12 protein-coding genes and 1 pseudogene are annotated in these 13,756 nt (G+C 68.1%); 8 read left to right on the top strand and 5 right to left on the bottom strand.

Annotated features, from left to right (window positions below):
* Positions 1-69 precede the first annotated feature (69 nt).
* Together ABH915_RS00255 and ABH915_RS00250 are read right to left on the bottom strand one after the other, a co-directional pair.
* Complete coding sequence (locus tag ABH915_RS00255; protein WP_370116483.1) at positions 70-807, bottom strand: YcnI family protein; 738 nt, start codon at positions 805-807, stop codon at positions 70-72.
* A gap of 111 nt (positions 808-918) precedes the next feature.
* Positions 919-1,536 carry a hypothetical protein gene (locus tag ABH915_RS00250; RefSeq protein ID WP_370116480.1) on the bottom strand — a complete coding sequence of 206 codons (618 nt, stop codon included), beginning with the start codon at positions 1,534-1,536 and terminating at the stop codon, positions 919-921.
* A gap of 335 nt (positions 1,537-1,871) precedes the next feature.
* Between ABH915_RS00250 and ABH915_RS00245 the strand changes: the two genes are divergently transcribed.
* Positions 1,872-2,168, top strand: a complete 297-nt coding sequence (locus ABH915_RS00245; protein WP_370116477.1) for a type II toxin-antitoxin system Y4mF family antitoxin — start codon at positions 1,872-1,874, stop codon at positions 2,166-2,168.
* Entirely contained in the window at positions 2,165-3,418 is a 1,254-nt protein-coding gene (locus ABH915_RS00240) for a type II toxin-antitoxin system HipA family toxin (RefSeq protein ID WP_370116474.1), read from the top strand. Before ABH915_RS00245 ends, ABH915_RS00240 begins: the two co-directional genes overlap by 4 nt.
* Positions 3,419-3,485: 67 nt before the next feature.
* On the opposite strand, the gene ABH915_RS00235 is transcribed toward ABH915_RS00240, so the two are convergent.
* Positions 3,486-4,103, bottom strand: a complete 618-nt coding sequence (locus ABH915_RS00235; RefSeq protein WP_018776064.1) for a uracil-DNA glycosylase — start codon at positions 4,101-4,103, stop codon at positions 3,486-3,488.
* A gap of 445 nt (positions 4,104-4,548) precedes the next feature.
* A pseudogene (locus tag ABH915_RS00230) lies at positions 4,549-5,923 on the bottom strand (HNH endonuclease).
* A 96-nt stretch (positions 5,924-6,019) separates the two neighbouring features.
* Between ABH915_RS00230 and ABH915_RS00225 the strand changes: the two are divergent.
* From ABH915_RS00225 to ABH915_RS00215, 3 genes are all read left to right on the top strand, one after another.
* Complete coding sequence (locus ABH915_RS00225) at positions 6,020-6,163, top strand: hypothetical protein (RefSeq protein WP_370116471.1); 144 nt, start codon at positions 6,020-6,022, stop codon at positions 6,161-6,163.
* 208 nt (positions 6,164-6,371) lie between these two features.
* Positions 6,372-8,093, top strand: a complete 1,722-nt coding sequence (locus ABH915_RS00220) for a serine hydrolase (protein WP_370116468.1) — start codon at positions 6,372-6,374, stop codon at positions 8,091-8,093.
* Positions 8,094-8,165: 72 nt separating this feature from the next.
* Positions 8,166-8,675, top strand: a complete 510-nt coding sequence (locus ABH915_RS00215; protein WP_370116465.1) for a hypothetical protein — start codon at positions 8,166-8,168, stop codon at positions 8,673-8,675.
* On the opposite strand, the gene ABH915_RS00210 is transcribed toward ABH915_RS00215, so the two are convergent.
* Positions 8,672-10,201, bottom strand: coding sequence for an amidohydrolase (locus tag ABH915_RS00210; protein ID WP_370116462.1), 1,530 nt, complete (start codon positions 10,199-10,201; stop codon positions 8,672-8,674). The two genes, ABH915_RS00215 and ABH915_RS00210, sit on opposite strands and share 4 nt — an antisense overlap.
* Positions 10,202-10,448: 247 nt before the next feature.
* On the opposite strand from ABH915_RS00210, the gene ABH915_RS00205 reads away from it, so the two are divergent.
* The 3 genes from ABH915_RS00205 to ABH915_RS00195 all read left to right on the top strand — a co-directional run bounded on the left by ABH915_RS00205 (position 10,449) and on the right by ABH915_RS00195 (position 13,695).
* Entirely contained in the window at positions 10,449-10,784 is a 336-nt protein-coding gene (locus ABH915_RS00205) for a hypothetical protein (protein ID WP_026266881.1), read from the top strand.
* Positions 10,781-11,836 carry a zinc-dependent alcohol dehydrogenase family protein gene (locus ABH915_RS00200; protein WP_018776072.1) on the top strand — a complete coding sequence of 352 codons (1,056 nt, stop codon included), beginning with the start codon at positions 10,781-10,783 and terminating at the stop codon, positions 11,834-11,836. Before ABH915_RS00205 ends, ABH915_RS00200 begins: the two co-directional genes overlap by 4 nt.
* A 155-nt stretch (positions 11,837-11,991) precedes the next feature.
* Complete coding sequence (locus ABH915_RS00195) at positions 11,992-13,695, top strand: DUF4389 domain-containing protein (protein WP_370116458.1); 1,704 nt, start codon at positions 11,992-11,994, stop codon at positions 13,693-13,695.
* Positions 13,696-13,756 lie beyond the last annotated feature (61 nt).

Here is a 13,756-nt window from a genome sequence, read left to right as displayed (position 1 = left end):
TCGCCGCTCGGGCCGGAGGTCCGGCGGCGGGCTACTTGCCTGGGTTTGTATCCGGGCTATTTGCCGGGATTACTGGGCCTTGGACGGGCGGGTGCGGACCAGTGCCGTGACGCCCGCGGCCAGTCCGGCCAGGCCTGCGGCCAGCCCGATCCAGCCGGCGGCGGATCCGTCGTCACTGGTCGTGCTCGCCGCCGCTGCCGCTGCCGGTGCCGCCGTCGTGGCTGCGGCGGGGACGGCTGCGCCGTGGGCGTCGGCGTCCTTCGCTGTCGTCACGAAGGAGGGTGCCGGGTGCTCGGGTTCGGCCTGTCCCTCGACCGTCTTCTCGTCCCACTTCACGACGGTTCCATCGGTGTAGGTCTGGGCCGTCGGCAGTGTCACGGTGGTTCCAGCGTCCGGCATGACGCCGACGGACAGTGAGAATGACTGGTACTCGTCCGGTCCGATCTGGTGGGCCTCGTCAGCGGTCCAGACCACGGAACTCGGGGCCTTGGTGACCGTGGCGCCGGCGATCGTGATCGGCTTTGGCAGTTCGCTCGTGGTGATGACGGCCTTCCAGCCCTCGACGGGCTTCACCGACACCGAGGTGAACGGGGTGTCCGTGGGCAGCGTGACTTCGAGTTTGCTGGTCTTGGCCGAGTCGGACTCGCTGGGGACATTGAACGTCAGGTGGCTGTAGCCGCCCGCGGCCGGCTCATCGGTGTCGACGTGGACGTGGGCGGAGGCCGCTGCTGCGCCGGCGGCGAGCAGGCCGGCGGTCATCGCAGCGGCGGCGGCGGTCTTGAGGGTACGGCGAAGGGAGGATTTCATGGCAAGGGGGCCTTTCACTGACGGATCTTCGGTGGGGGCCGTCCGGTGGGGTGTCCGGCCGGCGGTAGCAGCGGGTGGCCGCCTGCTGTCCCCGTCCGTAGGTGAAAGGGATTAATGCCAGGCGGCGGGCGACGGTTCCGGCGGGCCGCGCCTGGTCGGCAGGCGGAGGCCAACCCGGGCTTTGGGGAGGACCAGGTTGACCGCGCAGGGGCCCGGCACGCGCAGGGGCATGGCGGCGGAGGGCTGGGGTAGTTGCACGAGGGGGCGCAGCCAGGAAGCAAGTGCGGACAGGGCACGCTCGCTGTGGGCGAGCAGCAGTGCCGTGCCGAGCGTTGCCAACGCGTGTGCGGCGAACATGGCACCGCCCATGTCGGCGGCGGAACCCGCCATGGAAGGGTCGGGCATCGCCGGGGCCATGGCTGCCGTCGAATGGCCCGGATGGCCCTCGGCCATCCGCGCCTGGAGGGACGCGGGCGCCCCTGAGGACAGTGTGCCGAAGGACCAGTGCAGCCACAACTGCCCTATGCCGAGCAGGCCGGCCAGGGCAGGGAAGGACAGTCGGACGCGGGTCAGAACGGCCACGGGGATCATCGCCACGGCACATAGCGCCGTCACGATCGCCGGCTCGGGCAGCCGTCCGCCGCCGGCCAGGTGGCCGCCGGCTGCCAGCGCCAGGATGATGGATCCGATCAGGCCGGTGCGGAACAGCCGGAAGGGAGCGCGCGTCATCGTGTGCAGTCCTTTCCGGATTCCGTGGGGTCTGGTTTTCGCTTAAGTCCCTTAAATCTTACGGGCCATTGCGAACCGCTAGGCTCGCGCGCGGCAGAACCGCCCAACCTGTCGCAGCAGGGCCGCGCCAGCCGGGCTGTGACGGCGGGTGCCTTCGATCGCCGGCAAGTTGCCCCCCGCCAGCCACGGCACCGGTACGAACGTGCCGTTATTTCCCTGTGCAGGCGTCACGGCCCGGTCTATACTGAAATTGACCGCAAAGCGGCACGTTCGTACCTATCGCGTTTGTCTGCAGCGCAGGTCACTGGGACGTGGCTTGATCAACGGAGGTGGCCATGGGGAACGCATTTCCGGGCGAACTCGCTGCCGAAGCCCGTGCCCGGCGCGGGTCGCTCCGGCTGAGCCAGCGTGAGCTGGCCGAACTGGCCGGAGTCTCGGAGCGCTTCGTCCGGTTCGTCGAACAGGGCAAACGCACGGTGCAGCTGGACTCCCTGCTGGCGCTCCTGGATACGCTGGGGCTGGAACTCCGGGTCCAGACCCGGACCAGCGCCGCAGCCCGGGCCCTCGCCGGGCCGGTGGCCGGCCTGCGGTCCGACGGAGAACTGCGGGACGGCCCGGAAGCCCGGCCATGAGGCACCGCATCGCGGACATCTACAAGGCAGGTGTGCTGGCGGCGCGGCTGGAACGGCACGACGGCGGCACCAGGTTCAGCTATCTGCCGGCCTATCTGGCGTCCGGGGGCCCCGCCGTCGCGAGCTCCTTGCCGCTGACTCCGGAACCCGTCCTGTCCGCGGCGGGGGCCGCCCCGCCGTATTTCACCGGGCTTCTGCCGGAGGGCCGGCGGCTGAATGCGTTGCGCCGTTCCATCAAGACCAGCGTGGACGATGAGCTGTCACTGCTCATCGCTGCCGGTGCCAACCCGGTGGGTGACGTGCAAATCGTTGGCCACGGCGAGAAGCTCGACCCGGACGAGCACGCCGTCGAGCTTGACCCCGGAACGCCCGTGGATTTCGAGGCCCTGCTGGGCGACTCCGGGCTGATCGACCCGGTGGCCCTGGCGGGCGTGCAGGACAAGCTGTCCGCTGGAATGATCTCCATGCCGGTGGCCAGCGCAGGCCGGCGGTACATCCTCAAACTCAACGCGCCCGAGTTCCCGCACGTCGTCGAAAACGAGTTCGCGATGTTCCGGTACGCGGCGCGGCTGCGGATCCCCCTGAGCCGGGTCCAGCTGATCCGCGACGTCGCCGGGCGGCCCGGGTTGCTCGTGGAACGCTTCGACCGTGTGCCAGTCGCCGGTGTGTCTGGGCCTAAAGCGGCGGCCGGGTCGCCGGGGGCGGTGCAGCGGCTCGCCGTCGAGGACGGTGCGCAGGTGCTGGGCCTTTACCCGGCAGACAAGTACAACGTGGGATACGGGCAGGTGTGCCATGCGCTTGCGGCGTATTGTGCGGCGCCGCTGCCCGCGGTGCGGAATTTGGCCCTCCAGGCGGCATTTGCGTGGCTGACGGGCAACGGTGACCTGCACGCGAAGAACGTTTCCATGGTGCAGCAGCCGGCCGGGGAGTGGTCAATCGCGCCGGTATACGACATCCCGTCCACGGTTGTCTACGGGGACAAGACACTCGCCCTGACCCTGGACGGCAAGCGGACAGGGATTTCCCGGAAGCATTTCCTGGGCTGGGCCGCGGGGATGGGGCTGACCGAACGTGCCGCCGTCCAGGTGCTGGAACTGGCGTTGAAGGCCTCGGAACCGCTGCTGGCGGACCTTCAGGCGGGCACGGCGTTCCGCTCCATGACCGACGACGGCGCCTCGCCGTTTTCAGCGATGGTCACCCGCGACTGGGTCAAGGAACTCAAGCACCGGCGCAGGCTGCTGGCCGCGTGATGCCGTTGGTGCCGGCTCGGCTTGCGTCTGGGCCAGGTGCTGCTGACGGATGCCGCCGGGTGGAGCCTCAGAGGTGCTGGATGCCCGCCCGCTGCATGGCGTCTTTGTAGACCTCAACGTTTTTGGCGAGCAGTTCTTCCTGCTTGGCCGGGGACACTGCGAAGGCGCGGCCGCCAAGTGCGGTGGCCTTGTAGATCTTGACACCATGGTTCTTCAGCGAGGAATGGTACGTCTTCTCGAAAAGCGTCAGGAAAGAGTGGGCGTCCGCGCCGTGCGCAATAACGGCCGAGACGCGCTTGTTGATCTTGAGGAACTGGCGGAAGGGCCGCAGGCCGTCTGTCTTCTCCTGGACGTTCAGGGCCGAGGACGCCTCCGGATCGCGGATCCACGGGTAGGCGTTCCACGGCATCACATAGCGGGGGTCCAGCTCTGCGGCCTCGTAAATGGAGGTGGCGCGGCGGGCGGCTTCATCGTCGTTGAAGTGCGAGACAAAGCCCGATTCGGTGCCCTTGCCGGGGCTGACATGCAGGCTGACGATCCGGCATTCGTCCTCGTCATGGATGGGGTCGATGTACGGGACCACGGATCCAGGCTTCTTTTCCATGAGTTCGTCGCACAGCTGCGTCACCGCGGCGATGTTCGGCTCCTGCAGCAGGGTCTTCTTTTCGTCCCAGTCAATCGTCACGATTTCTCCCTCAGCACTTGGCGTCCAGAATCAGGCGGCTTCCTCCACTCTACGCTTTCGCGGCAGGGGGTGTTTCGGCCGGGACCTATTCGGCCGGGGTTTGCCCAGAGTCAATGGCCCTCTGGTGACGGCCGTGAGGCGGGCGTAGGCTTAAAGCGCCTGCAGGTAACCATCTGATGACTCCGGGTTGTTCGGGACATGGAAGTGTCCGAGCCGTCTCTTAGCGAGATCGCGAAGGTACCTGCAGGCCTGACGTCCGCCGCCGCTTAGGTGGGCGGGCGCTTTTCTTTGCCGCCGAACTGCTCGATGCGATGAAGCGTGGGGGGGAGCCCCGGGCAAGAGCCGCGAATCGAGTGCTTAGAATAGCGGCCGGTCGCGCGGTAACTGTGCCCCGAGGCCGAGCCAGTATTAGTTCGAGCCTGCACGGCAGCCAGCAGGCTGATCCCTATGCCGCAGCCCCAACCTTGAGCTTTCCACGCCTGAGCGTTTTGGCTTGGTGCCGGAGCTGGCGGCGGTGGCGGGAGCCCGGCTGGGACCCTGGCTGTTCTGCGGCTGATGGCTGAAGCGTCGTTCCCGGCAGCGGTGGCGCGGTGGAGTGGTAGGTGTGGCCGGTGGGGGTGGTGAGTTCGAGGGTGTGCCTGCTGCTTCTGCCGTTGCCGGGTTCGGCTTCAGGGCTGGGGCGTGCTTTCCAGCCGGGGGCTTCTTTGGTGTGGTTGCAGGCTTCGCAGAGTCCGGCGCCGTTGGTGCTGGTTGTTTCTCCTCCGTGGTGCCAGGGAATGATGTGGTCCAGGTGGCGGATGGGTGCGTCGCAGTAGGGGGTGCGGCAGGTGTCGTCCCTGGCCTGGATGAAGCGGCGCAGTCCGGGCGGGAAGAGCCGGGCGCGGGAGTCCATGGCGATGAGCTCTCCGGTGCCGGGGTGGGTATAGAGCCGGCGGAGCCAGAGGGTGAACGCGGGGTCATCGGGTTGAGGGGAACCGCCGGATTGGCCGTCAACGTTTGTGTCCGTGTTCGGGGCCGCGGCGCCGGGCCCAGGGGGACCACTGTGTCCCGGGGGAGTGCCGCCCTCGCCGCTGTGTGCCCTGCCCGGGGCCGGGTTGATGAGGGTGCGGGCCCAGCCGGCGGGGACGGTGCCGTAGCCGGGGAGCCGGGCGGGTTCGGAGTCTCCCTGGAAGAGGGTGCGGTCGGTCATGACGAGCTGGATTTCGACGCCGCTGATCCCGCCGGGGGTTCCGGTGGTGCGTTCGACCAGGGCATCGGCCATGAGCTGCCCGCGGGTGCGGCTGTCTCCGGCCGCGCGGAGGGTGTCGGCGTGCCCGCTCAGTGCCTTGTGGACGGTGACGCCGGCGGTCACGGGCAGCAGGGCGGTGAGGTGGCACATGGTGTCGGGGGCCGGGCGGAGGCTGACGTGCCGCTCGCTGGCGGCGTGCGCGGCGCGCTGGATCACGGAGCGGGGATTCGCGCCGGGCGAGGGCGAGTTGCGCGCCGATCCCGGCGCCGAGCTTCTCCGCCGGGACCCCGGCGGCGGCCTGGGCGCGGCGCTGGAGCAGGTCGAAGGCCACGGCGAGCCGGGCCTGCCGGGCTGCCATGGCGGACTTCAGGTCTTCCAGGTCCCGGATCTCGTCGATGATCCCGGCACTGTCCGTGCCCGGGCGGATGGCGGCCAGCAGGCCCGCCAGGCCCTCCACGTCCGCGACGGCCGTGTCCACGGCGCCCGGTCCGGCGCCCAGAAGGCCGGCTGCGGCGGCGAAGGATCGGGCGCCGCTGGGGCCGCCGTTGCCGTGTCCCGCCGGAACCACTTCGGGCCCCTGATTGCCGTCCATGAACCCAGTCTCCTCCGAGGGTACGACACTAACGGGAGGCCGAGGCGGGCGGACAGACCGCGGGGACCAACGAGTGGTCACCACGCCGATGGCGGCATGACAGACTCCGGGACCCCGCCCGCCGGCGCCCGCGCGGCCCCCGGCGCGGCCGAGGCCGCCGTCGCCGTGTCCCGCCGGAACCACTTCGGGCTCCTGATTGCCGTCCATGAATCGAGTCTCCTCCGGGGGGGCGGACATTAATAGGGGCAACCAGAGGAGGCCGCGAGGCTAGCGGGTGGGATTCGTTGGCGGTAGTGGACGTGCGGCCGCGAGTTCCCGGCGTCCGAAGACCCCCACCCGGCCGCCCCGCCCCTGTCTCAAACACCGGCCCGGGTCCATCATGGGAGAGGGCGTTAGCGCTGAGCCCCATTCGGGATCAGACAGGGCGGAATCGGGCGGAGGATTGTCCATGAACCAGAGGGAATCTATCGCGACGAGGATCGGCTCGCTGCCTTCGGACCGCCGCTCGCTACTTAGAGCGGTCGGCGTCGGGGCCGCGGGTATAGCGGGCATGCCGCTGCTGGCCGCCTGCACGGCCCAAAGTGTCCCCGGCGGTGCCGGAAGTAGTGCCCCTGGCACTTCCGGTACGCCGTCTCCGTCGCTGCTTCCGGCGCCGGAACCGCAGGTCAAGCCGCTCCTGGACCAGGAGAAGGTCAACGTCGCCTTGGCAAAGCTGGATGGGATGGTCCAGGGCGTGATGGAAAGTACTGGTGTTCCCGGCGTCGCGGTGGCCGTGGTCTACAAGGACCAAATGGTGTACGCCAAGGGCTTCGGCGTGCGGGAATCGGGCAGGCCGGAGACAGTGGACGCCGACACCGTCTTCCAAGTGGCCTCGGTGTCCAAACCCTTGGCCTCCACGGTGGCGGCCGTGGCCGTGGGCCGCAAGGTCATCTCCTGGACGGAACCAGTGATCAACCACACCCCCGGCTTCGCCCTGAAAGACCCCTACGTCACGCGGAACGCCACGGTGGCCGACCTGTTGTCACATCAAGGCGGCCTCAGCACGGGGGCGGGCGATCTGTTGGAAGACCTCGGATTCGACCAGTCCTATATTCTCAGCCACCTCAACCAGCAGCCGCTGGACTCATTCCGGTCGAGCTACAACTACAGCAACTTCGGCTACACGGCTGGTGCACAGGCTGTCGCCGATGCCATGAACAAACCCTGGGCAGACCTCGCCGAAGAAGTCTTGTTCAAGCCCCTGGGCATGACCTCCACGAGCTATCGCTACGCGGACTACCAAAAGGCGACGAACAAGGCCCTGATCCACGTCCCCGCCGGTAACAAGACCTGGGTGGCCAAGTACACCCGGGATGCCGACGCCGAAGCACCCGCCGGCGGGGCCAGCTCCTCCGTGCGCGACCTGGCCCGCTGGATCCGCCTGCAGCTCGCCAACGGCAGCTTTGAGGGAAGCGAGGTTATCGACCCGGACGCGCTAGGCGTCACGCATGTCCCGCACGCCGTCTCGGGCCCACCGGCGACGCCGGGCGCCCGCACGCGCTTCTACGGCTTGGGCTGGAACGTCTCCTACGACGACCACGCCCGGCTCATGCTCGGGCACTCGGGAGCCTTCAACCTTGGTGCCGCGACCGCCGTCTCACTGCTCCCCGGCGAGCAGCTGGGCATTGTGGCCCTGACCAATGGCCGGCCGCAGGGCATCCCCGAAGCCATCTGCGCCGCATTCCTGGACACGGCCCAGAACGGCGCCCCGACAGTGGACTGGATCGGATTCACCTCGGGCGTCTTCCAGAAAATCGATGAGGCGGAGAAGCCAAAAGTCGACTATTCCAGGGCGCCGGCCCAGGCGAAACCGGCGCAGGGCAACGATTTCTACGCCGGCAGTTACGCGAACTCCTACTACGGCCCGCTCACCGTCGCAGTGGAGAACGGCGTGCTGACCCTTGAGCTGGGCCCGGCCGGCAGGACCACCAAGTTCCCGCTCACTCATTTCGACGGCGACACCTTCAGCTTTGAATCCATCGGCGAGAACGCCAACGGTCTTGCCGGGGCAATCTTCGCCCCCGGCGCGGACGCCCCTGGCGCGGGCGCCGCGGCCGGAGGCGGCAAGGCGTCGAGCGTCAGGCTTGATTTCTACGATCAGACCGGGCTGGGCACCTTCATCCGCGGCTGAGCCCGGACTTCAGTGAGTGAGCTTCTTCCGTAAGCTTCAAAGGAACGCCACGAGCCCCGATCCAAGGAACCCATGCCCATCAACACACAGTCGCTGAAACAGGACGGATTCACCGGTTTCCGGCCGCTCCAGGACCTTGACATCAACCGGATCCCGCAGAAGCCCGGGATCTTCGCGGTGCTGCGGCCCGAGGGCTTCCGGCCGCAGTTCCTGGCCAAGAGCACCGCCGGCATCTTCAAGAAGAAGAACCCCACGCTGAAGACGGAAGCTCTCGACGCCGAATGGGTGGACGGCGCCGATGTCCTCTTCGTGGGAAAAGCCGGCCCCGGAAGCCAGGGCAACCGCGGACTGCGCCGGCAAATCCAGGAATTTGTCGACTTCGGCGAAGGCAAGCCGCCGGGCCACTGGGACGGCCGGCTCATCTGGCAGCTCGCGGTGCCCGGGTCCCTGATCATCGCGTGGAAAGAGTTGCCCGTTGAGCAACTCAACGCGGCCGAAGCCCGGTACCATGCCGCATTCGTCGAAGAATACGGCCGCCTGCCGTACGCCAACTTGGTCCAGGCGCGCGTCAAAGGTGCTTAGCCGCCGTACGTGAATCGTCCAGCCACCAACGTGGCCGCCACCGGCGTCGCCGCAAACTCCGCATCCGACACTGTCAGCGGGTCGCCGTCGAGCACTGCGATATCGGCGGGGTCCCCAACCCGGAGACGGCCGCGGCCGCGGGACGAGGCCGTGAGGGCCTCCTGCCGCGTGAGGGCCTGCTCGGCATGCCATGGCCCGCGGCCATCCATCCGGGCCCGCGCCGTGGCGGCGGACATGGCAATCCACGGGTCCAGCGGGGCGACCGGAGCGTCCGAGCCCAAGGCGAGAGTCGCCCCGGCGGCCAGCAATGAACGGAGCGGGAAGGACCGGTCCGTGCGCCCCGGCCAGTTCGCCTCGGCGGCGTCCCGGTCATCGAGGGCATGCGCAGGCTGGACGCTCGCGGTCACGCCCAACCGGCCGAAGCGGGCGAAGTCCTCGCTCCGGACAAACTGGGCATGCTCCACCCGTCCGGCGAGGCCCGCAGCCTCAAACGCATCCAAGGCGACTTGGTTGGCCGCGTCGCCAATCGCGTGGACCGCCGGCACAAAACCTGCCTGCCGGGCCCGGACCAGCAGGGCGAGCAGCTCCGCCTCGCTCACGGTCAGCAGCCCGTGGCCGCCGTTCGGATACGGGTCAACGCAGTACGCTGTGCGGGTATTGAGCGAGCCGTCGATCAACACCTTCAAGGGGCCCACGCTCAGGAGCCCGCCGGCGCCGGCCACCGCCAAACCTGTCCGCAGTCCCTCGGCCACGGCCCGGTCCAGATCCTGCGGATAGACGCCCGCCTCAACCCGCAGGGCCGCGAAGCCGCCGGAGATCCTCCGCAGCCAGGCGTCGGGGTTCCATGTCATCTCGAAGTCCACGATCCCGACCACGCCCCGCGCGGCCGCAGCATGACCTGCCTGCCGGACCCAGGGGTCCACCACCGCATCCGGCAGCTGGGCGAGCTCCCGGGTCAGGTCGAACGCCGGTTCTTCCCGGAGCAGCCCGCCCGCATCCACCGGCACGCCGTACTGTTGGGCGGCTGCGGAGTTGAGCCAGACACAGTGGAGGTCGTGGCTGATCAGCGCCGTCGGCCGGCCGCGCGTCACGCCGTCCAGGAGGTCCAGGCTGGGCAGGTCCGGCCAGATGGCATCGCGGAAACCGACGCCCACCAGCGTCTGGACGGGACCCGGAGCGCCGGCGACGTTTCCGGCCCCGGCGCCAGTGTCCCCGGCCATATGGGCCCCGACGACGGCGGCCGCCTCGCGCGCCGAACCGGCACCGGAGAGGTCAAGCCGGTTGGAAGCCAGCGCCCACTGCGTCATGTGGACATGCTCGTCCCACAGCCCAGGAATGACGTAGCGGCCGTCCAGGTCCACCACCCGGGTTGCAGCGGGGAGCGCACGCGAGTCCCGGCGCGACGGGATGATCGCCGACACCACCCCGGCGCGAAGATGAACGTCGAGGCATATTTCCTCCCCGGGGTGCCGCACGGAGGCCAGCACGAGATCCGGGGCGGGGCAGGGATCGAGCGGATCAGACATAGAACAAGGCTAGGCGTGCCACGGCGCAGGACCCAAAAGGCGCACACGGGACTTTCGCCCCTTACCCCCGCCACGAGCGCCCCCCAAGCTGAGTGTGTGTGGGGAGGTTGCTGCACGGCCAGTTGGGGGCCGTGTTGAGCGAAGAACCCTTCACGCAATACGGCACGGGTCTCACCGCGAATTGGGGAAGGAAATGGCGTTTTGCACTTTCCGGCTTCCGCAGGAAAAGGCAGGAGACCACGGCTACATGAGTATCCATCACCATTCGGGGGACCCTAAACTCAAGGTGCTCATCCGCCTGAACGCCGACGCCGAAACAGCTCGGATCGAGGTGCATGGTGTGGTGACCGTAGCCAACGTGCGGGCACTGTATGTCGTTTGCCGCCGCGTCACGACCAAGCTTCCCGGGTTCGAACTCGTGCTCGACCTCGCCCATGCCAGGGTGTCGGCCGCCGCGATCGAGGAACTCCGTGAGCGTGCCCGCGCCTCGTTGCTGTATTCGGGGATCGACGGCACGGAGACTCCGTGCCGTCTGCGCCTCGTGGACCCGCTGGTCATCCTCAAAACCAAGGAGCACGTATGAAAGCCCTCGTCTATGGCGGTCCCGGGGAGAAATCGTGGACCGAGGTCCCCGATCCCACAATCCAGAATCCCAGCGATGTGATCGTCAAAGTGGACACCACCACCATCTGCGGGACCGATCTGCACATCCTCAAAGGCGACGTTCCCGCGGTGGCCAAGGGCCGCATCCTGGGCCACGAAGGGGTCGGCACCATCACGGAGATCGGCGCGTCCGTGACCAGCCTCAAGGTCGGGGACCGCGTCATCATTTCGTGCATCAAGTCCTGCGGGCACTGTGCCAACTGCAAGACAGGTCTGTACTCGCACTGCCTGGGGGAGGAGGGAACCTCTGGCATCGGCTGGGTTTTCGGACATCTGATCGACGGCACGCAGGCCGAGTTCGTCCGCGTCCCCTACGCCGAGAACTCCCTGCACCTCCTGCCTGAGGGGGTCAGCGACCAACAGGCCGTCATGCTCTCCGACATCCTCCCCACCGGCTTTGAGATCGGCGTGCAGTACGGCCGGGTCAAGCCCGGCGACACGGTCGCCGTCATCGGCGCCGGCCCCGTGGGACTTGCCGCGATCTCCACGGCCGGCCTCTACGGCGCCGCGACGATCATCGCCGTCGACCTCGACGCGAACCGGCTTGAGAAATCCCGCGAATTCGGCGCCACCGATGTGGTCCTCTCTTCCGATGCCGACTGGAAGGAGCAGCTCATGCTGCTGACCGACGGACAGGGCGTCGACGTGGCGATCGAGGCCGTCGGCGTCCCGGCGACCTTCACGATGTGCACCGACATCGTGCGTCCCGGTGGCACCGTCGCCAACGTGGGCGTGCACGGCAAAGCCGTGGAACTGCACGTCGAAGACCTCTGGATCCGGAACATCAACATCAGCATGGGACTGGTCAACACCAACACCACCCCCATGCTGCTCAAGCTCGTGGCACAGCAAAAAATCCCCGCGGACAGTTTCGCCACCCACCACTTCACCTTTGACGAGTTCATGGAGGCGTACGACACTTTCGCCCGCGCCGCGGAGACGAAGGCCCTCAAAGTCGTCATCACGGCATGAAAGCGTTCGTTGTCCTCCACGCGGGCGGTGCCGGCATCATCGCCGAAGCCAAGCCGTTCGTGATTTCGCTCGGGCCGTAGCGGCCCGGGCCGCCAGCTTCCGGAAGCCACGCCCGGCCGGGCGTGGCAAACGGACCATCTGAAAGGACGGCGGCCATGAAAGCAGGCCGGATTGTCATGCTGGTGATCGGCTCGCTGTGCGCGCTGGTCGGTTTGGGATTGTTGGCGGGCGCCGGCTTTGCGGGCTGGGTCAACTACCAGCAACGCGACGGCAGGTACTTCATCACGCCGTCGGCGCCATTTTCAGGCAATTCCTACGCGCTAACGACCCCCCGTCTGGACCTCATGACCGGCGGCGGGGTGGACGGCGGCGTTCCAGTGGACTTTGCGGGCAGCGTGCTGCTCCGCGGTTCCTCCACCGATCCCGGCAAGGAAATCTTCATCGGAATTGCCCCGCGGGCCGACGTCGCGACGTACCTGGCCGGTGTCCGGCGCACCGAAATCGTCGACGTCAGGTTCAACCCCTTCCACGCGCAGTACCGCGAAGTGGCCGGTTCCCAAATCCCTTCCAATCCGGCACAGCAGACCTTCTGGGCCGCGACTGCCACGGGCCCGGGGGAACAGGAACTGACCTGGGACCTCCGCTCCGGAGCCTGGGCAGTGGTGGTCATGAATGCCGACGCGACCTCTCCGGTCAGCGTGAATCTGCAGGCAGGGGCGCGCACCGATCTGCTCCTGCCGGTGTTCATTGGTCTGCTGGTCGGCGGCCTTGTGATGCTGCTGATCGGGGTGCCCCTGATCGTGCTGGGCGCCGTTGGACTCGGCCGTGGCGGCCCGGGCAAAGGCGGGACGGGCAGCGGTGTCCCTCCCGGCTACCTGCCGGGCCAGCCCGGTCAGCCGTATCCCGCGGGTCCCTACCCGCCCAGGGCCACCCCGGGCCAGCAGAACAGTGCTGCCCCGCCGGGTGCCATAGCGGCCTACGCTGCCCCGCCGGGGACTCCGTATCCGGTGGCGCCGCGTGCGACGACCCCATACGTCTACCCCGCCCGCCTCCACGGCTACCTCGACCCGAACCTGTCACGGTGGAAGTGGCTCGTGAAGTGGTTCCTGGCCATCCCGCACTACTTCGTCCTGTTCATCCTCTGGTTCGCCTTCGGAGTGGTCACGATCGTGGCGTGGTTCGCGATCCTGTTCACGGGGCGCTACCCGCGCTCGCTGTTCAATTTCAACGTCGGCGTGATCCGCTGGAACTGGCGCGTGGCCTTCTACGCCTTCAGCGCGATCGGCACGGACGTCTATCCCCCCTTCACGCTGGCCCGTACCGATTACCCGGCGGACTTCGACGTCGACTATCCCGAACGGCTGTCCCGCGGCCTGGTGCTGGTGAAATCGTGGCTGCTGGCCATTCCGCAGCTGCTGATTATCAGCCTGCTGACGGGGACCGCGAGGACGTGGGAGTACCGGAACGGCGAGTGGGTGCAGCATGGGGTGGGCATCTCCCTCTTGGGGCTGCTGGTCCTCATTGCCGGCGTGATCCTGTTATTCACGGGCCAATACCGGCAGGGGCTCTTCGACCTCCTGCTCGGCCTGAACCGCTGGATCCACCGCGTCATGGCCTACGTCGCCCTCATGCGCGACGAATATCCGCCGTTCCACCTCGATATGGGTCCGGTCGATCCGGGCGAGCTGCCGGTGCCTACATACGCCGGACCCGCCGGACCCGGCCCCGCGGTCGGACCCGGACCTGGACCGGGCCCCGCGGTCGGACCCGGACCCGCCGCCGGGCCTGCCGGACCCGTCGGGCCCGGATCCGCCGAGACTGGACCAGCCGCCGGACCCGGGGGGCCGCCAAGAAGCTAAGGCCGCGCTGCTCCCGGTCCTCTTGCCACCGGCCCGCCGCAAGAACATAGTTGAGGGAATT

The organism is Arthrobacter sp. MW3 TE3886 (assembly GCF_041262145.1).
In the GTDB taxonomy this organism is placed as follows: Bacteria; Actinomycetota; Actinomycetes; order Actinomycetales; family Micrococcaceae; genus Arthrobacter.
The sequence above is the reverse complement of the archived record's forward strand: the minus strand, read 5'-3'. Positions and strand labels throughout refer to the sequence as shown.